Origin of the sequence: Kitasatospora sp. NPDC004614 (genome assembly GCF_042873675.1) — a bacterium.
Classification (GTDB): domain Bacteria; phylum Actinomycetota; class Actinomycetes; order Streptomycetales; family Streptomycetaceae; genus Kitasatospora.
In genome coordinates this window covers 68,643-94,993 of the sequence record NZ_JBIALR010000013.1, presented here as the reverse complement: position 1 = coordinate 94,993, position 26,351 = coordinate 68,643, and the positions used below count along the sequence as shown (strand labels likewise).

Below are 26,351 nucleotides of genomic sequence, written 5' to 3'. Positions count from 1 at the left end.
TGGGCAGTCCGCGTGATTGCGGACTGCCCACCCCCTGGGCCTGTCCGGCCTTCTGGCGCTCAGTGCGGTGGTCCGCCCGGGAGCGGACTCCCGGGCCGACCGCGGATCAGCTGGGTCAGCCGTTCAGGTCCTTGACGATGACGTCCTGGGCCTTCTTGAGCTCGGTGGCCGGGTCGCCACCGGCGGCGATCGCGCTGAACGCGGTCTTCAGCGCGGTCTCGTCGGCGCCGGACCACAGCGGCGAGTTCGGGATGAACCAGGTCGCGCCCTCGGCCGCCTCACCGGTGGCCTTGTTCGCCGGGTCGGCCTGCTTGTAGGCGGCGACCAGGTTCTTGGCGTTCGGGATGGCGTGCTTGGCGAGCAGGGTCTGCTGCGCGGTGTTGGTGTAGATCTGCAGGAAGGTCGCGCCCAGGCCCGGGTTGGCGGCCTTGGACGGGACGGCCAGGTCGGAGCCGCCGAGGAACGCCGGGGTCGGGGTGCCGGCCGCGGTGCCCGGGAGGGCGATGGTGGCGAGCTTGTCCTTCAGGGTCGGGTCGCCGATCTTCGGGTCGGCGACCGAGCCGACCTCCCAGCTGTTGCCGATGATGGCGGCGATGTTGCCCTTGGCCATCATCGCGTCCTGGGTGGCCTCGTCATTGGTGGTGCCGCCGACCGAGAAGTCCTTCTGCAGGTCGCCCCAGGTCTTGACGCCCTCGAGGAACTTCGGGTCGGTCAGGTTGCCGGCCCACTTGTCGCCGTCCTTCTTGGCGATGACACCCTTGACACCGAACTGACCGGCGCCGAAGGCGACCGCGGAGTACCAGTTCTGGCCCGGCATGTAGAGGGCCGAGAAGTTGGCGGTGCCGGCGTTGGCGGCCTTGACCTTGGTCAGGGCGGCCTTCAGCTCGTCGATCGTGGTCGGGGCCTGGGTGACACCGGCGGCGTCGAACAGGTCCTTGCGGTAGATCAGGACGCGGGCACCGGCGTAGTACGGGACGGCGTAGGTCTTGGTGCCGTCGGCCGACTGGCCGGAGGCGGCGACCGAGTCCAGCCACTTGTCCGAGTTGTCGAACTGGCTCTTGACCCCGGTCAGGTCGACGAAGGAGCCGGCCTCGATGTACTTGGCGGCCTGGGTGTTACCGACCTCCAGCGCGTCCGGCGCGTTGCCGGAGAGCAGGGCGGTGTCGAGCTTGGTGGTGTAGTTGTTCCAGGTCTGCCACTGAACGTCGACCTCGGCGCCGGTCTGCTCGGTGAACTCCTTCTTCGCCGCGTCGACGACCTCGGGCCAGCCCTTCTGGGCGTCCTGCATCAGCCAGACGGTGATCTTCTTGCCCTTGCCGTCCTTGCTCAGGGTGGCCTTGTCACCGCCGGAGCTGGACGAAGACGAGGAGCAAGCCGAGGCGACGAGCACGGTGGCGACAGCGGCCACGGCTGCGATCTTGCGGTTCAAACCATCCTCCAGGGATGAGCAAGGTGGGGCACCGGGCCGCCGGGCCATGGGCCCTGAAGCTGCGTCGTGCCGTAAGGGGGAACGTCACCGGGTGACACGGACACGAACTGCCGGGGCAGGCGGGCCGATCCGTGAGGTGGAGTAGACCATTGGTTTAGACCAACGCCTGGAGATTGGCATGGACCAATGACGAGCGTCAAGGGATCGAAGAGCGTCTGCACAAGCCGTTATCAACGCTTGACTAGGTCGTGTTGGACTGGACCAAGCCGGGGGGCGGATCCGGATATGACGGGACGAATCGGCCACACCGGAACGCTCGCCTCCGGTTACTCAATGTGGCCTGAAGTGAACCTTAAGTGAGTCTTAAGGGGCATACCCACCCCGGTATTGACGTGAGCGGGGCGAAATCAGCAACGGATCGACAACAAGCGGGACTTGTAATCATCACGCGCGTTGACGCTGCAAATGGTCTGGGCCAGTATCCGGAAAGCTGGTCTGTACCACTCGCGCAGACCTCCCCCACCTGATTCGGAGGATTTGCGTGAAGCGTCAGGTTCTGGCCACGCTCGGCACCGCCGTTCTGCTGGCCACCGCCGTCGGCTGCTCGTCCGGCGGCTCGGCCGCGTCGCCGGGCGGCGCCGACCCGAAGGACGCGACCGGCAGCGTCACGGTGTGGCTGATGGACGACGCCCAGAAGAGCTGGCCGGAACTGGTGCAGCAGGTCAACGACCAGTTCGCCGCGAAGTACCCCAAGGTGGAGCTGAAGCTCAGCTACCACTCCTGGAAGGACAAGATCGCCGAGCTGGACGCCGCGATCGCCACCAACCAGGCGCCCGACGTCGTCGAACTCGGCAACACCGAGACCACCAAGTACATGGTGAACGGCACGCTGGCCGGACTCGACCGGACCGGATTCGACAACTCCGACAACTGGATCAAGGGTCTCGCCGACACCTGTACGTACAACCAGAAGCTTTACTGCGTTCCTTATTACGCGGGCGCCCGGGTCGGCGTCTACAACGCGAAGATGTTCCAGGACGCCACCGGTTCCGCCGATCTCCCGCAGACCGAGGAAGAACTCACCGCCGCCCTCGACAAGGTGGCCCTGCGCAACAAGAGCACCGCCGGATTCTCCGCGCTCTACCTGCCCGGCCCGTACTGGTACGCCGCGATGTCCTACGTCACCGCGTACGGCGGCTCGATCGCCAAGTTCGACTCCAGCGGCGTCTGGCACGGCACCCTGCACGATCCCAAGTCGCAGGCCGGCCTCCAGCACTTCGTCAACCTGGTGAAGACGTACAACAAGGGCGATCTGAAGGTCAACGAGGCCAAGCAGGCGGGCGTGCTCGGCCACGAGAAGGCCGCGCTGATCTACGCCAACGGCTGGGAGCTGAGCGACGCGGTCGCCCCGATCACCGGCACCCCGGCGCTCAAGAACTCGCTGAAGATCGTCACCATGCCCGGCCCGAACGGCAAGCCGCTGCCCTCCTTCATCGGCGGCTCCGACCTCGCCGTCACCGCCAAGTCGCAGAACGCCGCGATCGCCACCGACTGGGTGCGGATGTTCACCAGCACCAAGTCCGAGCAGGTGCTCGCCGACAAGGACACCCTGCCGAACAACCTGACCCAGCTGGCGCCGCTGAAGAACAAGCCCGCCACCGCCGCGGCCGCCAACGCCGTCCAGGACGCCTGGTTCACCCCGGCCGCCCCCGGCTGGGGCGCGGTCGAGAAGCAGAACGTCCTGGTGAACATGCTGGACTCGATCTTCAAGGGCAAGAGCGTCGACGACGCCACCAAGGAAGCCGACGCGCAGATCGACCAGCTGATCAACAACCCGAGCTGATTCCCGCGGACCGGACGCCGACGCACCGTCACGACGTGTGCAGCGGCGCCCGGTCCACGTAGGATTGGCACAGCACAGTTCCACGCAGCGAGGGTGCGGACTCGCCGCCGTTCCAGAGGTCCCCGTCGGGCATCCCGCCCCACGGGGTAGAACCATCTCTCCACGGAGGCACCCCCGATGTCCGACCCGCAGACTGTTTCCGCACCCGGCAGGATCATGTCGGCGGAGATGGCCGAGCAGCCGGCCGTCCTGCAGCGCATCCTCGACGAGGGTGCGCCCGCGATCCGTGAGATCGCCAAGCAGATCGCCGCCCGCAACCCGCGGTTCGTCCTGCTCACCGCCCGCGGCACCTCCGACAACGCCGCGCTGTACGCCAAGTACCTGATCGAGGTGCTGCTCGGCAAGCCCGCCGGCCTCACCTCGATGTCCACCACCACCGCGTACGGCGCCAAGCCGGACCTCACCGACTGCCTGGTCATCACCGTCAGCCAGTCCGGTGGCTCGCCCGACCTGGTCGCCTCCACCAAGGCGGCCCGCGAGGCCGGCGCGATCACCCTGGCGGTCACCAACAACGCCGGCTCGCCGCTCGCCGAGGTCTCCGAGTTCCACATCGACGTGCTGGCCGGGCCGGAGAAGGCGCTGCCCGCCACCAAGACCTACACCGCCGAGCTGCTCGCGCTGTACCTCTTCATCGAGGGCCTGCGCGGCAACGACGGCGACGCGGCGAAGGTCCTGCCGGAGCTGGCCGCCGGGATCCTGGCCCGCCAGGCCGAGGTCAAGGCGCTCGCCGAGCGGTACCGGTTCGCCCAGCGCCTGGTCATCACCTCGCGCGGCTACGGCTACCCGACCGCCCGCGAGGCGGCGCTGAAGCTGATGGAGACCACCTACATCCCGGCCTCCCCGTTCTCCGGCGCCGACCTGCTGCACGGCCCGCTGGCCATGGTCGACAACGTCTCGCCGGTCATCGCGATCGTCCCCGACGGCCGCGCCGGCGAGGCCCTGCAGCCCGTCCTGGACCGCCTGCGCGGCCGGGGCGCCGACCTGGTCGTCATCGGCCAGCAGGACCAGGTCGACGCCGCCAGCGCCGGCTTCGCCCTGCCGGGTGGGGTGCCGGAGGAGGTCCAGCCGATCCTGGAGATCCTCCCGCTCCAGCTCCTCGCGTACGAGGTCACCATCGCCCGCGGCCAGGACCCGGACGCGCCGCGCGCTCTCGCGAAGGTCACCGAGACTCACTGACGTCGGTCGACACGAAAGGCCGCCCCCACCAGAAGTTCAGTGGGCGCGGCCTTTCGTGGGTGCGAAACCAGGACGTGCACCACCAGGGGCGCGGGGAACTGCGCGACAAGCGCAGACGCAACGGTCAGGTCGCGATCAACGGCAAGTCATTGCCCGCGTTGCGATCTTGCTGTGAGGGCGTTCCCCTTCGCGCAGTTCCCCGCGCCCCTGGTTTCGCACCCGTCTGCTGGCGCGGAGAAACACTACGGGCCACGGCGCCGACACAGGACCCTCAACCTGTGCGGCACCGTAGCCCGGAGCTGTATGTCGGAGGCGGGGACCGTCCGAGAGTTGTGCGGGACCCTCGAACGACGCCTCCGACCGAGGAGCGGCCTCGCGCGGTCAGGGCAGTTGCGCGGGGGGCCTCTCCTTGGTGCACCTTCATTGTGGACTAGACCAATCTGCGTTGTCCAGAGGCCCGGGTCGATTGGTCTGGACAACGTGCCCCGGAGTGGTCGGAGATACCCTCACGGTGTGCCCTCGCTGAACGAACTCGTCCGCCGCCACACCACCCTCACCGGTGCCGACGTGGAGTGGCTGCATCTGCTGGTCTCGGAGTGGCAGCTGCTCTCCGACCTGTCCTTCGCCGACCTGGTGCTGTGGATCCCCACCTGGGACGGCATCCGCTACGTCTCGGTGGCCCAGATGCGGCCCAACACCGGACCGACCTCGTACCAGGACGACATGGTCGGCCACCTGGTGCCCCGGGGCCGCCGGCCGTTGCTGGACGCGGCGTACGACGAGGGGCGGATCGTCCGGGAGGGCGACCCGGAGTGGCGGGAGGAGGTGCCGGTGCGGGTGGAGTCCATCCCGGTGCGACGGGACGGCAAGGTGCTGGGCGTGATCGCCCGGAACACCAACCTGCTGACGGTGCGCACCCCGAGCCGGCTGGAGCTGACCTACCTGCAGAGCGCCAGCGATCTGGCGCAGATGATCGCCGCCGGCACGTTCCCGTTCCCGGGCGCCGAGCAGGCCGACATGGACGCCGCGCCGCGGGTCGGCGACGGCCTGATCCGGCTGGACGCGGAGGGCGTGGTGACGTACGCCAGCCCGAACGCGCTGTCGGCGTACCACCGGCTGGGCCTGACCACCGACCTGGTGGGCAGTCATCTCGGCCAGGCCACCGCCGAGTTGGTGCCACCGAGCCGCGGCAAGGTGCACGAGGCGATGGTGAAGATGGCCAGCGGCTGGGCGCCCCGGCAGACCGAGGTGGAGGCGCAGGGCGGCGTGGTGACCCTGCGGACCATCCCGCTGAAGCCCAAGGGGACGCCCACCGGTTCGCTGGTGCTCTGCCGCGACGTCACCGAACTCCGGCGCCGCGACCGCGAGTTGATGACCAAGGACGCCACCATCCGGGAGATTCACCACCGGGTGAAGAACAATCTGCAGACGGTCGCGGCGCTGCTGCGACTGCAGTCCCGCCGGATGGACTCGGATGCCGGCCGGGCCGCGCTGGACGAGGCGGTGCGCCGGGTCGGTTCGATCGCCATCGTGCACGAGACGCTGTCGCAGGCGCTGGACGAGCAGGTGGCGTTCGACGAGATCGCCGACCGGGTGCTGGCGATGGTGATGGAGCTGTCCCAGGACGGCCGGGTGGCGACCCGCCGCAGCGGCTCGTTCGGCATCCTGTCGGCCGAGGTGGCCACTCCGCTGGCGATGATCCTCACCGAGCTGACCCAGAACGCGCTGGAGCACGCGTTCGGCCCGTCCGCCTCCGGGAAGGTCGAGGTGAGTGCGCTGCGCGGCCGCGCGCCGGTGTCCGGCAAGGGCTGGTCGGACAGCTGGAACAGCGGGGCCCGGCCGGAGGAGTACCTGCTGATCACCGTGCAGGACGACGGCCGCGGCATGCCCGAGGGCTTCGACCCGCAGCAGGCCGGCAACCTCGGCCTGCAGATTGTCCGCACCCTGGCCACCGGTGAGCTCGGCGGCACCTTCGACATGGTGGCCGCGCCGGGCGGCGGCACCAAGGTGGTGCTGGAGATCCCGGTCCGCTGACCGGCGCACCCGCGGCAACGGAAACAGCCCGGGGAAACAGAAACGAGGCCCTGCCGACCGGGGGGGGTGGGTCGGCAGGGCCTCTCAACCCGGTCCGGCCGTCGGGGGGAGTCGGCCGGAACGGGGGCTCTGGGGTGGCGCGACGCTCGCCTCGTGTGTTGCACACGGTGAGCGCCACAGGTCCACGATATTGCTCTAAGTGAACAGTATCAAGTGCCTGGGCGGCTCGCGTCGTCGGCCCCGCAGTTGGAGCGGGGCCCGTGCGGGAAGGCTCGGCCGGCCGAATGCGGCCGAACCCTTGATCGTGGGTTGATCCGTACTGCTTCTGATGCTGCGTCAGGCGGTGCGGGCGCGGTTGCGGGCGGCGCGGCGCTTCATCGCGCGACGCTCGTCCTCGCTCATGCCGCCCCAGACGCCGGCGTCCTGGCCGGTCTCGAGCGCCCACTGCAGGCACTGCTCCATGACGGGGCAACGGCGGCACACGGCCTTGGCTTCCTCGATCTGCAGCAGAGCAGGACCGGTGTTCCCGATCGGGAAGAACAGCTCCGGGTCCTCTTCGCGGCAGACAGCGCGGTGGCGCCAGTCCATGGTCGTCCAACTCCTCCGGTCACGGACGGTGGCCCGTGACTCACTCGTATGGCTTGTGAATGTGAACGCTTTCACGAATCCCGTAACAGCAAAAGGGACCAAAGGCCCACCGGGCCCGGGAGGTCTTTGCTGGAAGGGGTTCGGCGATTCGAGGGACTCTGCCGCGATGTCGTCTGCGGTGTGTCCCGATCGCCATGTAGAGGTTCGCAAACCTCGAAGCCGGATACAACCCCCTTCGGCAAGAAATTTTTGATTCTTCGGTGTCGCCTACCTCACAGGCGGTACTTCTATGGGGTGAAGGGGCTCGAACGTTCGAGTGCAAGGTGAAGACCCCCTTCTGGTCACACAATCACACGCAGTGCCCGTCGTACGCCTGTGAAACTGACGCGACTCCTGTCTCCAAGGTGGTCCCCGTCGACCTGAAACGGCACCGGTTCCTGTGAAACCAAGGTGAAGTGTCTGACGTCGTGATAGGAGACGAGATGCTTTCCGGTCGGGCCGGCAGGGCGTGCGCCGTCCTCTGCCGAGGGCTGCGGGCGCAGGATCTGACGGACCGTCCGGGCGGTGCGGAACGCCGTCATTCGAGTGATGCCGAAGATGTCCAGATCGGTTTCGAACGATGCCGAGGGGGACGGAAAGACCGGACGGGAGCCCAGATAGGTCCACGGAGAGGTGTTGGAGACTATGGCCATCACCATGCCCGGCACCGGTTCCCGGCCGCTGATCTCCAGGGAGATCGGGCCCGAACGGCGGCGCTCACGCTCGGTCACGTAGTGCCGCAGCGCCTCCATGACATAGAGCGCGTGAGTGGATTTGCGCCCCGCCCGGCGCTGACGCTCCACCCGGCCGACCACGCCCGCGTCGAACCCCAGTCCGGCGGTGAAGGTGAACCAGCGGTCCGGCTCGCCGGCGCTCAGCGCCTTGCCCAGACCGATCGCGCGCTCCCGCCGGTGCTCCAATGCGTCCAGGAGTGCGCCGGTGGCCTCCACCGGATCGTTGGGGAGCCCCAGCGCGCGGGCGAACACATTGGTCGACCCGCCCGGCACCACCGCCAGCCGCGGCACCCGCTCGCCCGGACCGTGCGCCAGCAGGCCGTTCACGACCTCGTTCACCGTGCCGTCGCCGCCCAGCGCCACCACCAGGTCCACCGAGCCGTCCTCGGCCGCGTGCCGGGCCAGATCGCCCGCGTGCCCCCGGTACTGGGTCTCCGCGACATCCAGCTTCAGATCGCTGCGCAGGGCATGGATCAGGACGTCCCGGGTCCGGCCACTGGTGGTGGTCGCCTTCGGGTTCACGACCAGGAGAGCGCGCATGGCGATCAGCCTACGACCCGTCCGACGTAAGACGACCGTTACCCTGGCCCGGTGACCGCTGAATCCGCTCCCGCCACCACCACCGCCCCCGACCGGCCCGTCCCGCTGCTCGTCGGCGCGGGCATCACCGCGCTGGAGGGCGCGGCGATGGCGGGTTGGGGAATCTACGACCTGATCTCCGGCTTCCTCGGCTCGGACGCCGCCTTCGGCCGCGCCGAGATGGGTGGCGCCGTGCTCGTGCTGATGGGCCTGCTGCCGCTGCTGGCCGGCCGCGCGCTGCTGCGCGGGCAGAAGTGGGGCCGCAGCCCCGCCGTGCTCACCAACTCGATCTGCCTGCCGGTCGCGTACTACATGTGGCAGTCCGGCGGCGGCATGGTCGCCGTCGGCGCCGCGGTCGCGGTGATCGGCCTGGCCGGCATCGTCGCGCTGCTCAACCCGCGGGTCACCGCGGTGCTCTACGGCGAGCAGTAGCCGCCCCCTACGCACGGAACAGGGCCCGCCCCCGGGATCGGGGACGGGCCCTGCGGCGTACGAACGAGGGGTGGCTACTCCTCGACCAGCAGCTTTTCGCGCAGCTGCGCCAGGGTGCGGGCCAGCAGCCGGGAGACGTGCATCTGGGAGATGCCGACCTCGGCCGCGATCTGCGACTGCGTCATGTTCCGGAAGAACCGCAGCACCAGGATCTTCTGCTCCCGGGGCGGGAGTTGGGCCAGCAGCGGCTTCAGCGACTCGCGGTACTCGACGCCCTCCAGGGCCTCGTCCGTGGCGCCCAGGGTGTCCGCGACGGCCGGCGACTCGTCGTCGCTGTCCGGCACGTCCAGGGACAGCGTGGAGTACGCGTTGGCGGACTCCAGGCCCTCCAGCACGTCCTCCTCGGAGATGCCCAGGTGTTCGGCCAGCTCGTGCACCGTGGGGGAGCGGCCGTGCCGCTGGGACAGCTCGCTGGTCGCCGTGGTCAGCGACAGCCGCAGCTCCTGCAGCCGGCGCGGCACCCGCACCGCCCAGCCCTTGTCGCGGAAGTGGCGCTTGATCTCGCCGACGATGGTGGGCGTCGCGTAGGTGGAGAACTCGACGCCGCGCTCGTGGTCGAAGCGGTCCACCGACTTGATCAGGCCGATGGTGGCGACCTGGGTCAGGTCGTCCAGCGGCTCGCCGCGATTGCGGAACCGGCGGGCCAGGTGCTCGACCAGCGGGATGTGCATCCGGACCAGCTGGTTGCGGATCTCCACCCGCTCCGCCGACCCCTCCGGCAGCTCGGACAGCCGCACGAACAGGGCCCGGGCCGCCTCGCGGTCGGGCGCGCCGCTGCGGTGCCCCTGTGCCGGGACGGTCGAGCGGACGGCCTCGGCGGCGGCCGCCGGGCCGCCCTCCTCGGGCTCGGCCGCGGGCCGCTCGGGCTTCGGGTCGGTCGGCTGGCTCATCCGGCTGGGGTCCTTCGGGAGGGCTTCGTCAGGGGTGGCGGTGCGGGCAACGCTGGCCTGCGGAGGTACGACGGCAACTGTGCGGTCCAGATCACTCACGGCGATCACCCGTTCCGTTCCGAGAACACGTCACTACCTACGGCTGGCCCGGCGACCCGCCGCGCTTCTTGTGCAGGCTGATGGAGACGGTGTTGTCCGCGGCCACCGTGGAGTCCACCTCGCCGGCCAGTGCGGAGAGCACCGTCCAGGCGAAGGTGTCCCGTTCCGGGGCCCGCCCGTCGGTGGTCGGGGCGGACACGGTGACCCGCAGCGCGTCCCCGACCAGGCGGAACTCGCAGCTCAGGATCGAGCCAGGAACGGCCTGTTGGAGCAGGATCGCGCACGCCTCGTCCACCGCGATGCGGAGATCCTCGATCTCGTCCAGGGTGAAGTCCAGCCGGGCCGCGAGGCCGGCCGTGGCCGTCCGCAGCACCGAGAGGTAGGCGCCCGCCGCGGGCAGGCGGACCTCGACGAAGTCCTTCACTCCGGGCTCGCTGTCGATCTGGGACACCCTCACCTCCTGGGCAACGCTCGGTGCTTGGGGGTCCGGAGACCCCGGCACCACCACTGGCAATGGTTCAACTGCCTTGTGCCCCGAGACGTTACCGCGCCCGGGGCCGGTCTGTCGTGATCTCCGTCCACCGTCACGGGAACGAGGGACCGGTGTTCGAAATGCGCCGCGCTCAGCGGGGCGTGGAGCCGAGCTCGGCGAGCGCGTCGTCGGTGAGCCGGAAGACCGTCCACTCGTCCATCGGGACGGCGCCCAGCGACTTGTAGAAGCCGATCGACGGCTCGTTCCAGTCCAGCACCGACCACTCCAGCCGGTGATAGCCGCGCTCCACGCAGATCCGGGCCAATTCGGTGAGCAGCGCCTTGCCGTGGCCCCCACCGCGCTTGTCGGGGGAGACGTACAGGTCTTCCAGGTAAATGCCATGAGTGCCGCGCCAGGTCGAGAAGTTGCGGAACCACAGCGCGAAACCGGCCGGCACGCCCGACTCGTCCTCGGCGATCAGGCCGAACAGGGCGGGGTGCTCGCCGAACAGCGCGTCGTGCAGCTGCTCCTCGGTGGCCCGGGCCTCGTGCAGGGCCTTCTCGTAGTCGGCGAGCTCGCGGATCATGGCGTGGATGACGGGAACGTCGGCGGGAGTCGCGGTGCGGATCATACGATCGAGCGTACTCATCTCCCCCCTCCTTCCGGAAAGCCCCAGAGGCCGGGAAATTGCTGTATGCCCGGGAGGAACCTGGGAAAACCCCGGGCCGGGCCGGGGCAGGGTCGGGGCCCGGAAATGCGGAACCCGACCGCCGGGGCCCCGGGGCGAGGGCGGTGGCGGCCGGGTTCCGGCAGACGCAACTGGCGTGGCGTCAGGCCTTCTTGGTCTCCCAGAAGATCGCGTCGATCTCGGCGATCAGGTCCAGCAGGGCCTGGCCGGTCGCCGGGTCGGTGGACGCCTTGGCGGCCGAAGCGGCCTTGCCGGCACGGTTGAACAGGTCGTGCAGGCCCGGGTAGGCCTCGAAGTGCGGGGCCTTGAAGTAGTCGGTGTGCAGCACCGAGAGGTGGTGCTTGACCAGCTCGGCGCGCTCCTCCTTGATGACGATCGCACGAGCGCGGAACTCGGCGTCCTCGTTGGCCTGGTACTTCTCCTGAGTGGCCTTCACCGACTCGGCCTCGATGCGGGCCTGGGCGGGGTCGTACACGCCGCAGGGCAGGTCACAGTGCGCGTGGGCGGTGACCCGCGGAGCAAACAGACGAGAGAACATGGGGGTCCTTCCTTAGATCGTCTTCCCGGGCCCGACATTACCCTCACGGCGAGCCGAATTCGCCGTCGCCCCGGGGGCCTAGGGCAAAAGAAGGAGTCATAAATCGTGCGATATGGGACACCGTTCGGCGTCGCCGACATCGCCGGACCGTCGATGCGCCGGCTGCTGTCCGACGGGGACCGGGTGCTGGTGCGCTACGGCGCCCCGCTGCGGCCGGGCGCGATCGCGCTGTTCAGGCACCCACTGCAGCAGAATCTGCTGGTGGTGAAGCGGGTCGCGGGCCGCCGGCCGGGCGGCTGGTGGATGCTCTCCGACAATCCGCTGGTGCACACCGACAGCCGCGAATACGGCGCGGTGCCGGACGAGTTGGTGCTCGGCCGGGTGCTGCTCCGGCTGGCGCCCCGGCCGGCCTGGCTGGCGCCGGGGCGCGGCCTGGAGCGCGCGCTGCGCGGCCGCCCGGCATGGCTGGCCGAGCGGCTGGGCGTCAGCGCGCCGGTGGAGACGGAGCTCTGATGCTGCCTCAGGCCTGGGCGGCGGCCAGTGCGCGCTGCGCCTCCTGGCGCTTGCGGGCCCGGTAGGCGGCCACGTTGGCGCGGGTGGCGCAGCGGTCCGAGCAGTAGCGGCGGGAGCGGTTGGTGGAGGTGTCCAGGTAGGCGTTGCGGCAGGGCGAGGCCTGGCAGATGCCGAGCCGGTCGACGCCGAGTTCGGTGAGGTGGATGGCCAGCCCCATGCAGGCGACGGCGGCGTAGTTGGCGGCCGCGGTGGGCGCGTTGTCGGCCAGGTGCAGGTGCCAGTTGGGGCGGCCGGTGTCGTCCAGGTCGTCGTGGCCGGAGACCAGCGGGCTGACGGGGTACTCCACCATCAGGCTGTTCAGCAGGTTGACGGCGCGGAAGTCCTCGCCCTCGGCGGCGGCCTCGAAGACGCCGCGCAGCCGGGTGCGGACGCCGCGCAGCCTGGGGAGGTCGGACTCGTCGGCGAGCGCGGAGGCCCGGGCGGAGGTGCTGCCGAACAGGGCCCGGACGGCGTCCACCGAGGTGAGGCCGTCGGTGCCGCGGTCCGGCTCCTCGCTGTTGACCAGCCGGACGGCGAAGTCGGCGTACGAGGCGAGATCCACGGGGGTCCTTCCGAGGCGGGATGTAACGGGTCTACTGGCTCCAGGGTATTACAGGCCGGTGGGCGGACATGCCGGTGCCCGCCGCATGTGGGGCGTGCGGCGGGCACCGGGGGAGTGCGGCGGGGTCAGAGCACCTTGGACAGGAACGCCCGGGTGCGCTCGTGCTGCGGGTTGGTGAGCACCTCGCGCGGGTGGCCGGACTCGACCACCACACCGCCGTCCATGAACACCAGGGCGTCGCCGACCTCGCGGGCGAAGCCCATCTCGTGGGTGACCACGATCATCGTCATGCCCTCCTCGGCCAGGCCGCGCATGACGTCCAGCACCTCGCCGACCAGTTCGGGGTCGAGCGCCGAGGTGGGCTCGTCGAACAGCATCAGCTTGGGCTGCATGGCCAGCGCCCGGGCGATCGCCACCCGCTGCTGCTGACCGCCGGAGAGCTGGGTGGGGTAGTTGCCGGCCTTGCTGGCCAGCCCGACCCGCTCCAGCAGGACCATGGCCCGCTCCTTGGCGGCCGCCCGGTTCTCCTTCTTGACCTGCACCGGCGCCTCTATGACGTTCTCCAGCGCGGTCATGTGCGGGAACAGGTTGAACCGCTGGAACACCATGCCGATGTCCTGGCGCTTCAGCGCGACCTCGCGGTCCTTCAGCTCGTACAGCCGGTCGCCGCGCTGCCGGTAGCCGACCAGTTCGCCGTCGACGTACAGCCGGCCGGCGTTGATCTGCTCCAGGTGGTTGATGCAGCGAAGGAAGGTGGACTTGCCGGAGCCGGACGGGCCGACCAGGCAGAACACCTCGTTCTGCTTCACCTCCAGGTCGATGCCCTTGAGCACCTCGACCTGGCCGTACGACTTGTGCACGCCCTCGGCCTTGACCATCGGCTGGTCGGTGGCCTGCGGCTTGGTCAGGTCGGTCATGCGTGGCTCCCTCCGCCCGGCACCTCGGTGTCAGCGGGGGCGGCCTTCGGGGCGGACTTGCCCGCGAACATGGCCTGCACGCGCTGGATCGGGGTGGGCGGCAGCGTCCGGTTGGCGCCCCGGGCGTAGTGCCGCTCGATGTAGTACTGGATGACCGTCAGGATCGAGGTCATCAGCAGGTAGTACATGGAGACGGCGATCAGCACCGGGATGGTCTGGAAGGTGCGGGCGTAGATGTCGTGGCCGGCGGTGAACAGCTCGACCAGCGCGATCACCTGGACCAGCGAGGTGGTCTTCAGCATCGAGATGGTCTCGTTGCCGGTCGGCGGGATGATCACCCGCATCGCCTGCGGCAGCACGATCCGGCGCATGGTGGCCAGCTTGGACATGCCGAGCGCGTGCGCCGCCTCGGTCTGTCCCTCGTCCACCGACTGGATGCCGGCCCGGACGATCTCCGCCATGTACGCGGCCTCGTTCAGGCCGAGGCCGAGCAGCGCGGCGGTGAACACCGGGATCAGGGTGTTGGAGCTCTCGGACCAGAACGACGGGCCGAACGGGATGCCGATCGACAGCGTCGGCCAGAGCGCGCCGATGCTGTTCCAGAACACCAGCTGCACCAGCACGGGAGTGCCGCGGAAGATCCAGATGTACACCCAGGCGGTCCCGGAGAGCACCGGGTTCGAGGAGAGCCGCATGACGGCCAGCAGCACACCGCCGACCACGCCCATCAGCATGGACAGGACGGTCAGCTCCAGGGTCACCCAGATGCCGTGGACGACGGTGGGATCAGTGAGGGTCGCGCGGACGATGTCCCACTTGATCGCCTCGTTGGTGAGGAGGGCGTGGAGCAGCATGGCCGCGAGAACGGCGATGACGGCTACTCCGACCCAGCGTCCGGGGTGGCGGACCGGGACGGCCTTGATGGCCTGGTGCTGTCCCGATGTCACCGACCCCTGGTCGGTCTTGTTCACGTGTACCTCGTCAGGGGTTCGGGCGGGCGGAGGGTCAGCTCTTCGCGGCGTTGATCTCGGAGGTGGTGACGGCGCCGGCGGCGACACCCCACTTGTCGAGGACGGCCTTGTAGGTGCCGTCGGCGATGAGCGCGGTGATCGCGCCCTGGACGGCCTTGGTCAGCTCGGTGCCCTTGTTGACGATCACGCCGTACGGGGCGGAGTCGTAGGTGTCGCCGACCTTCTCCAGCTGGCCGCCGGTCTGCTTCAGCGCGTAGTCGACGACCGGGGAGTCGGCCAGCATGACCTGGTCGCGGCCGGCCATCAGGGACTGGGTGACGTCCGTCTGGAGGACGAACTTGTCGCCGTCGTTCGGGATGGCGGGCTTGCCGGCCTTGGCGCACGCCGGGTTCAGGGTGTCCTTGACCTCGTCGGCCTGGGTGGTGCCGGTCTGCACGGCGACCTTCTTGCCGCACAGGTCCTTCGGGTCGATCTTGTTCGGGTTGCCCTTCTTCACGGCGGCGGCGGAGCCGGCGGTGAAGTAGGTGACCATGTCGACGGTCTTCTCGCGCTCCTTCGTGTCGGTGAAGGAGCTCATGCCGAGCTGGTACTTGTTCGAGGAGATGCCCGGGATGATCGCGGTGAACTCGGCGTTCTGGACGTCCGCGGTGAGGCCGAGCTTCTGGGCGATGGCGACCCCGAGGTCGATGTCCATGCCGACGATGTTGCCCTTGTCGTCCTTGAACTCGTTGGGCGCGTAGGAGGCGTCCGCGGCGATCACGAGCTTGCCGGAGGCCTTGACGTCGGCCGGGAGGAGGGCGGCCAGCGCCGGGTCGGCGGAGGCGGCCGGGATGACCTGGGTCGGTATGGCCGCGGCGCCCGCGCCACCGCCGGAGCCGGAGTTGCTGGTGGTGCTCCCGCAGGCGGTGAGGAGCAGGGAACCGGTGGCGAGGACGGCGGCCGCGGCGATCAGCCGGGTGCGCGGGGTACGGGTCATGAGGGGATCCTCCTGGGGAGTCGGACGGGGTCAGCGCCGCTTGGGGGGAACGGTGCGGGGATACAGCGGGGTCGGTGCTCGCCACCCTCCGCCGAGGTGACACGTGGATCCGATGTGTGGGAATCCTGCCACCGTGAAGGCCTGATCAGGCGCCGGATCAGATCAAAATCGGATAACAGGACCACCATGTGTCCGCTATTCGGACTATTCGCCTGGCCATGTCACATTGTGCATAAGTATGCACCCATGGGCTGCCGGGGCCCAGGACCGCCACCGGCCCCGGGCCCCGTCCCACACGAGGCCCTAGAAGCCGCCGTTCACCACCGCGTTCTGCGCCGCACCCGCGGTCAGACCCCACTTCGAAAGGATCTTTTCGTACTCACCACTGCGGATCACCCGGTCGAGTGCCTTCGCCAAGGTGTCCCGCAGCGCGGTGTCCTCCTTGGACAGCACGATCCCGTACGGACCCGGCTGCATCTGCTCGCCCACCACCTGGAACTGCGCACCCGCGCGCCCCTGCTGCGCCGCGTACGCCGCCGCGGGCGTGTCACTCAGGTCGGCGACCGCCTTGCCCTGCGCCACCAGCGCGAGCGCCTGGTCGTCGGTGTCGGTCTGCTGCACCGTCAGCTTCTTGCGGGTCTTCTCGCACACCGGGACCTGACGCTCGGCCAGCGCCGCCTGCACAGTGCTGCGCTGGAGAGCCACCGTCCGCCCGCACAGGTCGTCCAGGGTGGCGATCTTCTGCGGGTTGCCCTTGGCCACCACGATCGAGGTGCCGGTGACGAAGTAGTCGATGAAGTCCACGCCGGAGTTCATCTTCATGCCCTTGGCGTCGGTGCCGTCCCGGCGCTGCAGGTTGTCGGTCATCCCCGACATCACCACGTCGAACTCGCGGCCCTGCAGCCCCAGGAACAGCCGGTCGAACGGTGTCTGGCTGAACTCCACCCGCACGCCCAGCGCGCGGCCCAGCGCGTTCGCCAGATCGACGTCCAGGCCGTCCGGCTTGCCCTCGGCGTTCTTGAACCCGATCGGCGCGTAGCCCAGGTCGGTGCCGACCCGCAGCACCCCCGCACTGCGCACCGGGTCGGGCAGCTGCCCGTGCAGGTCGGGGGCCGCGGAATCCCCCGAGGAGGACGTGCTGGTGCAGGCCGCCAGCAGCAGTGAACCGGCCACCGCGGCGAGGCCGAGCCGCTGACCTGCACGCGGTCTCGCGTGCGGTCCTTCCTGCGGTCTCGCCGAGGGAGTAGAGGGGTGGGTGGCGAACGACATGAGGGATCCTCCTGTGGAGAGGTGGCGCGGGCCGGCGCCGGTGCGCGGGTGTGCGCGACCGGGCGCGGGGGCGGGCCTCCGGACGCGGAGCGGAAAGGCGTGGGAACGTCCGGACAACGGTGGTCGAACTCCGGATACTGCCATCCCACCCGGACGACCCCGGTGGCGGGTGTGTCAGAATCTGCTATCGGGTGACCCCCGACGCAGAACTCAGACCGCCGGTTCGCCACAGGGCCGGGGGTGCGCAGGAACGGAAGCCGTCACCGGCTCCGTATCCGAGGCACCAGCTCCCTTGCGTGTCTGCGTTCACTCCTGCGAGTGCCTGCGGACCCCTCGCTATCGGGGGCCACGCGGAACAAGACGGACCCGGTACATGTTGCGAAGCCGGTGTCCCGACGAAAGCGCAGAACACCGAAAACCCTCACCCGAGGGCGCCCGCCCGACGGCAGCGCCCCGACCCGGCCACGGGTACGCCACCGACGGCGTGCCCGTCTTCGCGCATCGGCGCGCGAACGGGTCGAAGTCCGTCGGAAACGCGCCTTCGCTGATATGACGAAGAGGTCATTGTGGCAGCGGAGATCATCACCGACACCCAGAGCACGGACGACCCGGTCGACGCCGTCTTCGCGCTGCACCGCGGCGGCAAGATGGAGATCCGGGCCACCGTCCCGGTGCGCGACGCGGACGACCTGTCCCTCGCCTACACCCCCGGCGTCGCCCGCGTCTGCACCGCGATCGCGGAGAAGCCCGAGCTGGTCAACGACTACACCTGGAAGGCCAACACCGTCGCCGTCGTCACCGACGGCACCGCGGTGCTCGGCCTCGGCGACATCGGCCCCGAGGCCTCGCTGCCCGTCATGGAGGGCAAGGCCATCCTGTTCAAGCAGTTCGGCGGCGTCGACGCGGTGCCGATCGCGCTCGCCTGCACCGAGGTCGACGAGATCGTCGAGACCGTGGTCCGGATGGCCCCGTCCTTCGGCGGCATCAACCTGGAGGACATCTCCGCCCCCCGCTGCTTCGAGATCGAGAAGCAGCTCCAGGAGCGGCTCGACATCCCGGTCTTCCACGACGACCAGCACGGCACCGCGATCGTCAGCACCGCCGCCCTGTGGAACGCCGCCAAGGTCACCGGCCGCGAGATCGGCGACCTGCGGGCCGTCATCTCCGGCGCCGGCGCCGCCGGCATCGCGATCGCCAAGATGCTGGTCGCCGCCGGCATCGGCGACGTCGCCGTCTGCGACCGCCGCGGCGTGGTCCACGAGGGCCGCGGCGACCTGACCGACGCCAAGGCGGAGATCGCCGCGCTCACCAACCGCACCGGCCTGAAGGGCAGCCTCGTGGACGCCCTGAACGGTGCGGACGTCTTCATCGGCGTCTCCGGCGGCACCGTCCCCGAGGAGGCCGTCGCCACCATGGCGCCCGGCTGCTTCATCTTCGCGATGGCCAACCCCACCCCGGAGATCCACCCCGAGGTCGCGCACCGCTACGCGGCGGTCGTCGCCACCGGGCGCTCCGACTTCCCGAACCAGATCAACAACGTGCTCGCCTTCCCCGGCATCTTCGCCGGCGCGCTGTCGGTCCGGGCCAGCCGGATCTCCGAGGGCATGAAGCTCGCCGCCGCGAAGGCCCTGGCGGGCGTCGTCGCCGACGAGCTGACCCCGCAGAAGGTCATCCCGTCCCCCTTCGACGAGCGCGTCGCCCCGGCGGTCACCCGCGCGGTCGCGGAGGCGGCGAAGGCGGAGGGTCTCGCGCGCATCTAGTACCACGAGGGGGTGGGGAGACCTGCGCGAGCGGATGGGCGCGAAGTCAGGGGCGCGGGGAACTGCGCGACAAGCGCACGTCACGTCCGCAAGGTCGCGATCAAGTGCAAGCCATTGCCCTGCGTCGCGACCTTGCGGACGTGGTGCGTTCCCCTCCGCACAGTTCCCCGCGCCCCTGGCGGTGCTCACCCTGGTTTCGCACCCTTTGGGCCTGTATGGTCCGGGCCATGTTTGCTGCCTATGCCGCCCGTATCAGTCCTGACGATCCGTTGAGCGCGCTGGAGCTGGGGGAGTTGCCCGAGCCCGAGGTGCGGCCGGGGTGGAGCGTGGTGACGGTGAAGGCCGCCACGTTGAACCACCATGACCTGTGGTCGTTGCGGGGGGTGGGGCTGCCGGCCGAGCGGCTTCCGATGATCCTGGGGTGCGACGCCTCGGGCGTCGATGAGCACGGCAACGAGGTGGTGATCCACTCGGTGATCGGACAGAGCGGTCACGGGGTGGGGCCGGACGAGCCGCGGTCGATTCTCACCGAGCGGTACCAGGGGACGTTCGCGCAGCGCGTCGCGGTGCCGACGTGGAACCTGCTGCCGAAGCCGAAGGGGCTGAGCTTCGAGCAGGCGGCGTGCCTGCCGACGGCGTGGCTGACGGCGTACCGGATGCTGTTCACCAATGCGGGCGTGAAGCCGGGTGACACGGTGCTGGTGCAGGGGGCCGGTGGCGGGGTGTCGACGGCGCTGGTGGTGCTGGCGAAGGCGGCGGGGCTGCGGGTCTGGGTGACCGGGCGGGACGAGGCCAAGCGGGCCCGGGCGGTCGAGTTGGGCGCGGATGCCGCGTTCGAGAGCGGTGCCCGGCTGCCGGAGCGGGTGGACGCGGTGATGGAGACGGTGGGCGCGGCGACCTGGTCGCACTCGGTGAAGTCGTTGCGTCCGGGCGGCACCATCGTGATCTCGGGGGCGACCAGCGGGCCGAGCCCGAAGGCGGCCGAGCTGAACCGGATCTTCTTCCTGGAGCTGAGGGTGGTCGGTTCGACCATGGGGTCCAAGGAGGAGCTGGCCGGCCTGCTGGCGCTGTGCGCGAACTCCGGGGTGCGTCCGGTGATCGACTCGGTGCGGCCGTTGGCGGAGGCCCGGGAGGCGTTCGAGCAGCTGGAGCGCGGGCAGGTGTTCGGCAAGCTGGTGCTGACCCCCTGACAGCCTGACCCCCTGAGCAGGCGAAGAGCCCCTGACCTTCCTTCAGGTCAGGGGCTCTTTGGGCTCATCGGCGCTCGTGCAGGGCGCGGGCCGCGGCGGCCAGGGCCTGTTGGGCGCGGGCCAGGCCGGCGGCGTCCACACCGCGGTCGCGGGCGGTGTCGCGGACGTGGTCGCGGAAGCGGTCGAGCAGGCGCTCCAGTTCGCGGGCCGGGTCGCCGGCCGGGTCGGTGCGGGCCCAGTCCGGCAGCTCGGTGTCGGACTTGTCGAGGTCGATCCGGACGGGCTCTTCCGGGGCCGGCGTCTCGGTGGCCGGTGTCTCGTGGGAGCCCCAGCGGGCGGCGTCGGCGAGTGAGCCGAGGCCGCGGGTGAGTTCGGCGAGGCCCTCGGCGAGGCCGGTGGACCAGTCGCCGTGCGAGGTGTGCTCGCGGACCTGTTCCTCGATCCGGCGCTTGAGCCGCAGCGCTTCCTGCTGGGCGGCGGCGCGGGCGGCCTTGGACTGCTCGCGCAGCCGCTTGGCCTCGGCCTCGGCGGCCTTGGCCTGCTGCCGGGCCGCCTTCTCCTGCTCCTTGGCGCGCCGGGCCTGTTCCTTGGCCTCGGCCTTGAGCTGGGCGAACTGTTCCTTGGCGCGCTGCCAGGACTCCTTGTCCCGCCAGGGTGCGGCGAACGGGTCGCCGCCGGCGGCGGGGGTCTGTTCGGCCTGCTGCCAGAGTTCGGCGCGCAGGTCCTTGGCGCTGTCCCGGACGTCCTGCCGGATGGCGCCGGCCAGCTGGCCGACGGAGTCGTGGATCTCGGCCTCCAGGGACGTCAACTCGTCCTGGCGGGAGGCGAGTTCGGTGCGCCCGGTGTCCGTCAGCCGGTAGACCTTGCGGCCGCCCTCGGTGGTGTGGCTGACCAGTCCCTCGGCCTCCAGCTTGGCGAGCCGGGGGTAGACGGTGCCCGCGGAGGGCGCGTACAGGCCGTGGAAGCGCTCCTCCAGCAGGCGGATCACCTCGTACCCGTGCCGGGGGCTCTCGTCGAGCAGCTTCAGCAGGTACAGGCGAAGCCGGCCGTGGCCGAACACCGGGGTCATTTCAGGCCTCCTTGGTCAGGTCGAGCGGGCCGGAGGTCAGTTCCTTGGCCGGCCGGTCCTCCTCGGCGTCGGGACGGCGCTGGACGGTGACCGCGCCGGTGACGGTGGTCACCTGGAGGCGGCCGGCGCCGGAGCCGAGCTGGCCGGAGAGCTTCTTGGATCCCCAGCCGCCGCCGACGGCGAGTTCGGCGAAGGCGCTGGAGAGGGTGCCGCTGGTGGTGCCGGCCTCGACCTTGGCGTCGGCGAACGAGGGCAGCCGGACGCCGACCGCGCCGGAGACGGTGGTCACGCCGATGTCGGTGGGGGTGGCGGCGTCCAGGTCGAGGGTGACCGCGCCGGACACCGAGTGGGCGCGGATCCGGGTGGCGCTGCCGGCCACCAGGGTGACCGCGCCGGAGACCGTGTTGACCTTCAGCTCACCGGACAGGCCCTCGGCGTCCACGTCGCCGGAGACGGTGTTGGCGGAGACCGGGCCGGTCAGCCCGGCCAGCGTGGTGTCGCCGCTGGCGCCGTTCACCGCGACCTCGCCGGTGATGCCGGAGACGGTGGCGTGCGCGGAGACCGTGCCGACCTTGACCGCGGCGGCGGCCGGGACGGCCACCGTGATCTCGGCCCGGCGCTTGCGGCGCAGGCCGGAGAAGTACGACTTGACGGTCTCCACGGACTTCACGGCCACGCCGACCTCGGCCCAGCTGAGGTCCTTGTAGCTGACGGTGAGTACGCCGTCGATCAGGGTCACCTCGAGCGGTTCGCCCTCCAGGGCGGCGACTTCGAGGCGGGCCGGTCCCTCGGTGGGGACCACGTTCACGGTGCCGTCGACGATCCGGACGTGCAGGATGTGCGCGGCCTCGTCGAAGGTGATGGTCTCGGTGCTGTCTACCGTCTGCTGGAACATGTCCGGCTCCCCGTCCTCCCATACGCGATGTATCGCGTTCTCTTTAATATTTACGATATATCGCGTCGGGCGGAAGTCAAGGAGATCCGACCCCGATCCGGACCCGGAGCGCACCCCGGCCGACCCCGACCCCACCCTGAAGGGCGACCCCGGGACCGCCCGGAAAAGCCGGCGGCCCGGGAGGCGAGAACGCCTGCCGGGCCGCGCTGCTGAGGGCTTGTCAGTCCTCGTCGTCCTCGTCGTCCAGCCGGGCCAGCCAGGTGGCCAGCCGCTCCACCGGCACCTCGAAGTCCGGGTTCAGGTCGACGAACTCGCGCAGGCGCTCGGCCAGCCACTCGAAAGTGACCTCCTCCTCGCCACGCCGGCTGTCCAGCTCCTCGATGCCGCGGTCGGTGAAGTACACGGTTACTCGCTCCGGTGGGTGGTTCTGGTACGCCGCCGCCCAGGATAGTGCGCCGCCCGGGAACGGGTGCGGCCCCCGCCCCCGGAGACCGGGGACGGGGGCCGACAGGGCCGGGCGGGCGTCAGCGCGTCAGAGCGCGAACACCTCGTCGACCAGGGCCGCCTGCTCGGCGGCGTGCCGCTTGGCCGAGCCGACCGCGGGGGCCGAGGAGGCCGTGCGGGCGACGCGGCGCAGGCGGGCGCCACCGTTGGCGGAGCGGCCGATGACGACCTGCAGGTGGTCGACCAGGTTCATCGCGATGAACGGCCAGGCACCCTGGTTGGCCGGCTCCTCCTGCGCCCAGACGAACTGGACACCCTCGCCGTAGCGGGCCAGCTCCTCCTGGAGCTCCGCGATCGGCAGCGGGTACAGGCGCTCGACGCGGACGATCGCGGTGTCGGTGACGCCACGCTCGGTCCGGGCCGCCTCCAGGTCGTAGTAGAACTTGCCGGAGGTGATGACCACCTTGCGGACCTGCGCCGGGTCCACCGTGCTGTCGCCGATCACCGGGCGGAACGAGCCGCTCATGAACTCGGACGACGAGGACGCCGCGGCCTTCAGACGCAGCATCGACTTCGGGGTGAAGACGACCAGCGGCTTGTGGTGCGGGTTGTGCGCCTGCCAGCGCAGCAGGTGGAAGTAGTTCGACGGCAGGGTCGGCATGGCGACCGTCATGTTGTCCTGCGCGCACAGCGCCAGGAAGCGCTCCGGGCGGGCGGACGAGTGGTCCGGGCCCTGGCCCTCCATGCCGTGCGGCAGCAGCAGGGTGACGCCGGAGTGCTGGCCCCACTTCTGCTCGGCGGACGCGATGTACTCGTCGACCATGGTCTGCGCGCCGTTGACGAAGTCGCCGAACTGCGCCTCCCACATGACCAGCGCGTTCGGGCGGGTCAGCGAGTAGCCGTACTCGAAGCCCATCGCCGCGTACTCGCTGAGCAGCGAGTCGTAGACGGTGAAGCGGGCCTGGTCCTCGGTCAGGTACATCAGCGGGGTGTAGTCCTCGCCGGTGTTCCGGTCGATCAGCACCGCGTGGCGTTGGCCGAAGGTGCCGCGGCGGGAGTCCTGGCCGGCCAGCCGGACCGGGTGGCCCTCCATCAGCAGCGAGCCGATGGCGAGCGCCTCGCCGGTCGCCCAGTCGATGGTGTTGTCCTCGATCGAGGCGGCGCGGCGCTGGAGCTGCGGCAGCAGACGCGGGTGCACGGTCAGCCAGTCCGGCAGGTTGACCTGCGAGGCGGCGATCCGCTTGATCATCTCGGCGGAGATGCCGGTCTGGATGGACACCGGGAAGTCCGCGACCGGGCGGCCGGTCTCGGCCGGCGCCGGGGCGGCGGTGGCCTCGCGGACCTCCGCGAACACCTTCTCCAGCTGTCCCTGGAAGTCCTGGAGCGCCTGCTCCGCCTCTTCCATGGTGATGTCGCCGCGACCGATCAGCGCCTCGGTGTACAGCTTGCGCACCGAACGCTTCTTGTCGATCAGGTCGTACATCAGCGGCTGGGTGAACGACGGGTTGTCGGCCTCGTTGTGACCGCGGCGGCGGTAGCAGATGAGGTCGATCACGACGTCCTTGTGGAACTGCTGACGGAACTCGAAGGCCAGCCGCGCGACGCGGACCACGGCCTCCGGGTCGTCGCCGTTCACGTGGAAGATCGGCGCCTCGATCATCCGGGCGACGTCGGTGCAGTACATCGACGAGCGCGAGGAGGTCGGGGCGGCGGTGAAGCCGACCTGGTTGTTGACCACGATGTGCACGGTGCCGCCGGTGCGGTAGCCGCGCAGCTGCGACATGTTCAGGGTCTCCGCGACCACGCCCTGGCCCGCGAAGGCCGCGTCGCCGTGGATCTGGATCGGCAGCACCGGGAAGGTCGTGCCGCCGAAGTCCAGGATGTCCTGCTTGGCGCGGGCGATGCCCTCGACGACCGGGTCGACCGTCTCCAGGTGGGACGGGTTCGCGGCCAGCGACACCTTGATGGTCTCGCCGTCCAGGCCGGTGAAGGTGCCCTCGGAGCCCAGGTGGTACTTCACGTCGCCCGAGCCGTGCATCGACTTCGGGTCGAGGTTGCCCTCGAACTCGCCGAAGATCTTGCCGAACGGCTTGCCGACGATGTTCGCCAGCACGTTCAGGCGGCCGCGGTGCGCCATGCCGATGACGGCCTCGTCGAGGCGGTGCTCGGCGGCGGCGTCGATGGTGGCGTCCAGCAGCGGGATGAGCGACTCGCCGCCCTCCAGCGAGAAACGCTTCTGCCCGACGTACTTGGTCTGCAGGAAGGTCTCGAACGCCTCGGCCGAGTTCAGCCGGCGCAGGACGCGCAGCTGCTCCTCGCGCTCCGGCTTGGTGTACGGCTTCTCCAGGCGCTCCTGCAGCCACTTGCGCTGCGCCGGGTCCTGGATGTGCATGTACTCGATGCCGACGGTGCGGCAGTACGTGTTGCGCAGCAGGCCGAGGATGTCGCGGAGCTTCATCATCTTCTGGCCGCCGAAGCCGCCGACCGCGAACTCGCGCTCCAGGTCCCACAGGGTGAGGCCGTGCGTGGTGACGTCCAGGTCGGGGTGCTTGCGCTGCATGTACTCCAGCGGGTCGGTGTCGGCCATCAGGTGACCGCGGACCCGGTAGGAGTGGATGAGCTCCATGACGCGCGCGGTCTTGTTGACCTCGTCGTCGTGCGTGGTCGCCACGTCGGTGGCCCAGCGCACCGGCTCGTACGGGATCCGCAGAGCCTCGAACACCTCGTCGTAGAAGTTGTTCGCGCCCAGCAGCAGCTGGTGGATCGAGCGGAGGAACTCGCCAGAGGCCGCGCCCTGGATGACCCGGTGGTCGTAGGTCGAGGTGAGCGTCATGATCTTGGAGACGCCCAGGCGGGCCAGGGTCTCCGGGGAGGAGCCCTGGAACTCGGCCGGGTACTCCATCGCGCCGACGCCGACGATGGTGCCCTGGTTCTGCATCAGGCGCGGCACGGAGTGCACGGTGCCGATGCCGCCCGGGTTGGTCAGCGAGACCGTGACGCCGGTGAAGTCGTCCATGGTCAGCTTGTTGGCGCGGGCCCGGCGGACGATGTCCTCGTAGGCCTGCCAGAAGCCGAAGAAGTCGAGCGTCTCGGCCTTCTTGATGGCCGCGACGACCAGCTGGCGGTCGCCGTTCGGCTTGACCAGGTCGATGGCGAGGCCCAGGTTCACGTGCTCGGGCTTCACCAGGTAGGACTTGCCGTCCTCCACCTTGTAGCTGTAGTTCATGCCCGGGTTGGCCTTCACGGCCTGAACCAGCGCGTAGCCGATCAGGTGGGTGAAGGAGACCTTGCCGCCGCGGGCGCGCTGCAGGTGGTTGTTGATGACGATGCGGTTGTCGATCAGCAGCTTGGCGGGCACCGCGCGCACCGAGGTGGCGGTCGGAACCTCCAGCGAAGCATCCATGTTCGACGCGACGGCCTTGGACGGGCCACGCAGCTGCACCAGCTCCGGGCCCTCGGTGGCGGCCTTCGCGGCGGCGGCCGGGGCCGGAGCCGGGGTCGCGGCCTTCGGCGCGGGCGGCGCGGCGGGAGCGGCGGCCAGCGGCGCGGGGGCCACCGGCTGCGCGGGCGCCGGGGTGGCGGCCATTGGAGTGGCATCGGCCGGAGAAGTCGCGGCCGGAGCAGCGGCAACAGGAGCGGCAACGGGGGCCGGCTGGGCGCCGACCGGGGTTGCGGCCTGGGTCACGGGAGTCACCTCGGTACCGGGCTTGTAGTCGGCGAAAAAGTCCCACCAGGCACGGTCGACCGAAGCCGGGTCCTGGAGGTACTGCTGGTAGATCTCGTCGACGAGCCACTCATTGGGGCCGAAGCCAGTGGAGCTTGCCGAGCTGGGGGTTTCTTGGTGTGGCGACACGGGGCAACCGCCCTCTTCCGCTTCCTTTTGGGATGGTGGACAGCGGGGATTAAGGCTACGCCTCCGACCAGTGATCGCGCAGTCCCCGATGGTCAGGCGTCGCCCAGATCACATCGGTGGACCGGATTTTGGCTGGAACTGTGCGTTAGAGATGCCGGAAAGCAGGGAACCCGCAGCCGGGGCGATCACTGCCATACCGAGTGAAAATCGGACGAACAGGCGGGCCGGGACG

At 69.9% G+C, this 26,351-nt stretch carries 23 protein-coding genes; 7 read left to right on the top strand and 16 right to left on the bottom strand.

All coding sequences use genetic code 11. The features are described 5' to 3' along the window. Nucleotides 1-115: 115 nt before the first annotated feature. Complete coding sequence (locus ACFYST_RS24805; RefSeq protein ID WP_387865537.1) at nucleotides 116-1,429, bottom strand: extracellular solute-binding protein; 1,314 nt, start codon at nucleotides 1,427-1,429, stop codon at nucleotides 116-118. A 541-nt stretch (nucleotides 1,430-1,970) separates the two neighbouring features. On the opposite strand from ACFYST_RS24805, the gene ACFYST_RS24800 reads away from it, so the two are divergent. From ACFYST_RS24800 to ACFYST_RS24790, 3 genes are all read left to right on the top strand, one after another. After that, entirely contained in the window at nucleotides 1,971-3,272 is a 1,302-nt protein-coding gene (locus tag ACFYST_RS24800; protein WP_387865534.1) for a sugar transporter, read from the top strand. Between the two features lie 177 nt (nucleotides 3,273-3,449). After that, a complete protein-coding gene (locus ACFYST_RS24795) occupies nucleotides 3,450-4,508 on the top strand; it encodes an SIS domain-containing protein (RefSeq protein ID WP_387637424.1) in 1,059 nt (352 codons plus the stop codon). Nucleotides 4,509-5,021: 513 nt separating this feature from the next. After that, entirely contained in the window at nucleotides 5,022-6,542 is a 1,521-nt protein-coding gene (locus tag ACFYST_RS24790; protein ID WP_387637421.1) for a sensor histidine kinase, read from the top strand. Nucleotides 6,543-6,878: 336 nt separating this feature from the next. Here ACFYST_RS24790 and ACFYST_RS24785 read toward each other — a convergent pair whose 3' ends face one another. Both ACFYST_RS24785 and ACFYST_RS24780 read right to left on the bottom strand, forming a co-directional pair. After that, complete coding sequence (locus tag ACFYST_RS24785; RefSeq protein ID WP_014138019.1) at nucleotides 6,879-7,130, bottom strand: WhiB family transcriptional regulator; 252 nt, start codon at nucleotides 7,128-7,130, stop codon at nucleotides 6,879-6,881. A gap of 341 nt (nucleotides 7,131-7,471) precedes the next feature. Further along, a complete protein-coding gene (locus tag ACFYST_RS24780; protein WP_387637417.1) occupies nucleotides 7,472-8,443 on the bottom strand; it encodes a diacylglycerol/lipid kinase family protein in 972 nt (323 codons plus the stop codon). Nucleotides 8,444-8,494: 51 nt separating this feature from the next. Between ACFYST_RS24780 and ACFYST_RS24775 the strand changes: the two genes are divergently transcribed. Then, on the top strand, nucleotides 8,495-8,914 hold the full coding sequence (locus tag ACFYST_RS24775) for a hypothetical protein (RefSeq protein WP_387865531.1): 420 nt from the start codon (nucleotides 8,495-8,497) through the stop codon (nucleotides 8,912-8,914). 74 nt (nucleotides 8,915-8,988) lie between these two features. Here the strand turns inward: ACFYST_RS24775 and ACFYST_RS24770 are convergent, their stop codons facing one another. From ACFYST_RS24770 to sodN, 4 genes are all read right to left on the bottom strand, one after another. Further along, entirely contained in the window at nucleotides 8,989-9,963 is a 975-nt protein-coding gene (locus tag ACFYST_RS24770) for an RNA polymerase sigma factor SigF (protein ID WP_387637411.1), read from the bottom strand. Between the two features lie 37 nt (nucleotides 9,964-10,000). Further along, nucleotides 10,001-10,414: an anti-sigma regulatory factor gene (locus tag ACFYST_RS24765; protein WP_387637409.1), complete on the bottom strand. Its 414-nt coding sequence runs from the start codon at nucleotides 10,412-10,414 to the stop codon at nucleotides 10,001-10,003. A gap of 172 nt (nucleotides 10,415-10,586) precedes the next feature. Then, entirely contained in the window at nucleotides 10,587-11,066 is a 480-nt protein-coding gene (locus tag ACFYST_RS24760; RefSeq protein ID WP_387865671.1) for a GNAT family N-acetyltransferase, read from the bottom strand. Nucleotides 11,067-11,265: 199 nt separating this feature from the next. After that, nucleotides 11,266-11,661: a superoxide dismutase, Ni gene (gene sodN / locus ACFYST_RS24755; RefSeq protein ID WP_030457790.1), complete on the bottom strand. Its 396-nt coding sequence runs from the start codon at nucleotides 11,659-11,661 to the stop codon at nucleotides 11,266-11,268. A 105-nt stretch (nucleotides 11,662-11,766) separates the two neighbouring features. Here sodN and sodX point away from each other — a divergent pair, with 105 nt between their 5' ends. Then, nucleotides 11,767-12,174 carry a nickel-type superoxide dismutase maturation protease gene (gene sodX, locus ACFYST_RS24750; RefSeq protein ID WP_387865528.1) on the top strand — a complete coding sequence of 136 codons (408 nt, stop codon included), beginning with the start codon at nucleotides 11,767-11,769 and terminating at the stop codon, nucleotides 12,172-12,174. Nucleotides 12,175-12,181: 7 nt separating this feature from the next. On the opposite strand, the gene ACFYST_RS24745 is transcribed toward sodX, so the two are convergent. The 5 genes from ACFYST_RS24745 to ACFYST_RS24725 form a co-directional block, all read right to left on the bottom strand. Beyond that, nucleotides 12,182-12,775 (bottom strand): CGNR zinc finger domain-containing protein, encoded by a 594-nt coding sequence (locus ACFYST_RS24745; RefSeq protein WP_387637404.1) that lies wholly within the window; start codon nucleotides 12,773-12,775, stop codon nucleotides 12,182-12,184. 125 nt (nucleotides 12,776-12,900) lie between these two features. Beyond that, on the bottom strand, nucleotides 12,901-13,653 hold the full coding sequence (locus ACFYST_RS24740) for an amino acid ABC transporter ATP-binding protein (RefSeq protein ID WP_387865668.1): 753 nt from the start codon (nucleotides 13,651-13,653) through the stop codon (nucleotides 12,901-12,903). 35 nt (nucleotides 13,654-13,688) lie between these two features. Further along, nucleotides 13,689-14,663: an amino acid ABC transporter permease gene (locus ACFYST_RS24735; protein ID WP_387637401.1), complete on the bottom strand. Its 975-nt coding sequence runs from the start codon at nucleotides 14,661-14,663 to the stop codon at nucleotides 13,689-13,691. Nucleotides 14,664-14,697: 34 nt separating this feature from the next. After that, nucleotides 14,698-15,639, bottom strand: coding sequence for an ABC transporter substrate-binding protein (locus tag ACFYST_RS24730; protein ID WP_387637399.1), 942 nt, complete (start codon nucleotides 15,637-15,639; stop codon nucleotides 14,698-14,700). 303 nt (nucleotides 15,640-15,942) lie between these two features. Next, nucleotides 15,943-16,812, bottom strand: a complete 870-nt coding sequence (locus ACFYST_RS24725) for an ABC transporter substrate-binding protein (protein ID WP_387865525.1) — start codon at nucleotides 16,810-16,812, stop codon at nucleotides 15,943-15,945. Nucleotides 16,813-17,474: 662 nt separating this feature from the next. Between ACFYST_RS24725 and ACFYST_RS24720 the strand changes: the two genes are divergently transcribed. Both ACFYST_RS24720 and ACFYST_RS24715 read left to right on the top strand, forming a co-directional pair. Beyond that, nucleotides 17,475-18,668 (top strand): NADP-dependent malic enzyme, encoded by a 1,194-nt coding sequence (locus tag ACFYST_RS24720; RefSeq protein WP_387865522.1) that lies wholly within the window; start codon nucleotides 17,475-17,477, stop codon nucleotides 18,666-18,668. 227 nt (nucleotides 18,669-18,895) lie between these two features. Further along, on the top strand, nucleotides 18,896-19,858 hold the full coding sequence (locus tag ACFYST_RS24715) for a zinc-binding dehydrogenase (RefSeq protein WP_387865519.1): 963 nt from the start codon (nucleotides 18,896-18,898) through the stop codon (nucleotides 19,856-19,858). 64 nt (nucleotides 19,859-19,922) lie between these two features. Here ACFYST_RS24715 and ACFYST_RS24710 read toward each other — a convergent pair whose 3' ends face one another. The 4 genes from ACFYST_RS24710 to ACFYST_RS24695 all read right to left on the bottom strand — a co-directional run bounded on the left by ACFYST_RS24710 (nucleotide 19,923) and on the right by ACFYST_RS24695 (nucleotide 26,119). Continuing rightward, nucleotides 19,923-20,927, bottom strand: coding sequence for a PadR family transcriptional regulator (locus ACFYST_RS24710; protein ID WP_387865516.1), 1,005 nt, complete (start codon nucleotides 20,925-20,927; stop codon nucleotides 19,923-19,925). 1 nt (nucleotide 20,928) lies between these two features. Continuing rightward, entirely contained in the window at nucleotides 20,929-21,822 is an 894-nt protein-coding gene (locus ACFYST_RS24705; RefSeq protein WP_387865513.1) for a DUF4097 domain-containing protein, read from the bottom strand. A 220-nt stretch (nucleotides 21,823-22,042) separates the two neighbouring features. Further along, nucleotides 22,043-22,225 (bottom strand): DUF6104 family protein, encoded by a 183-nt coding sequence (locus ACFYST_RS24700; protein ID WP_387637385.1) that lies wholly within the window; start codon nucleotides 22,223-22,225, stop codon nucleotides 22,043-22,045. 129 nt (nucleotides 22,226-22,354) lie between these two features. Then, nucleotides 22,355-26,119 (bottom strand): multifunctional oxoglutarate decarboxylase/oxoglutarate dehydrogenase thiamine pyrophosphate-binding subunit/dihydrolipoyllysine-residue succinyltransferase subunit, encoded by a 3,765-nt coding sequence (locus ACFYST_RS24695; protein ID WP_387637383.1) that lies wholly within the window; start codon nucleotides 26,117-26,119, stop codon nucleotides 22,355-22,357. Between the last annotated feature and the right edge of the window lie 232 nt (nucleotides 26,120-26,351).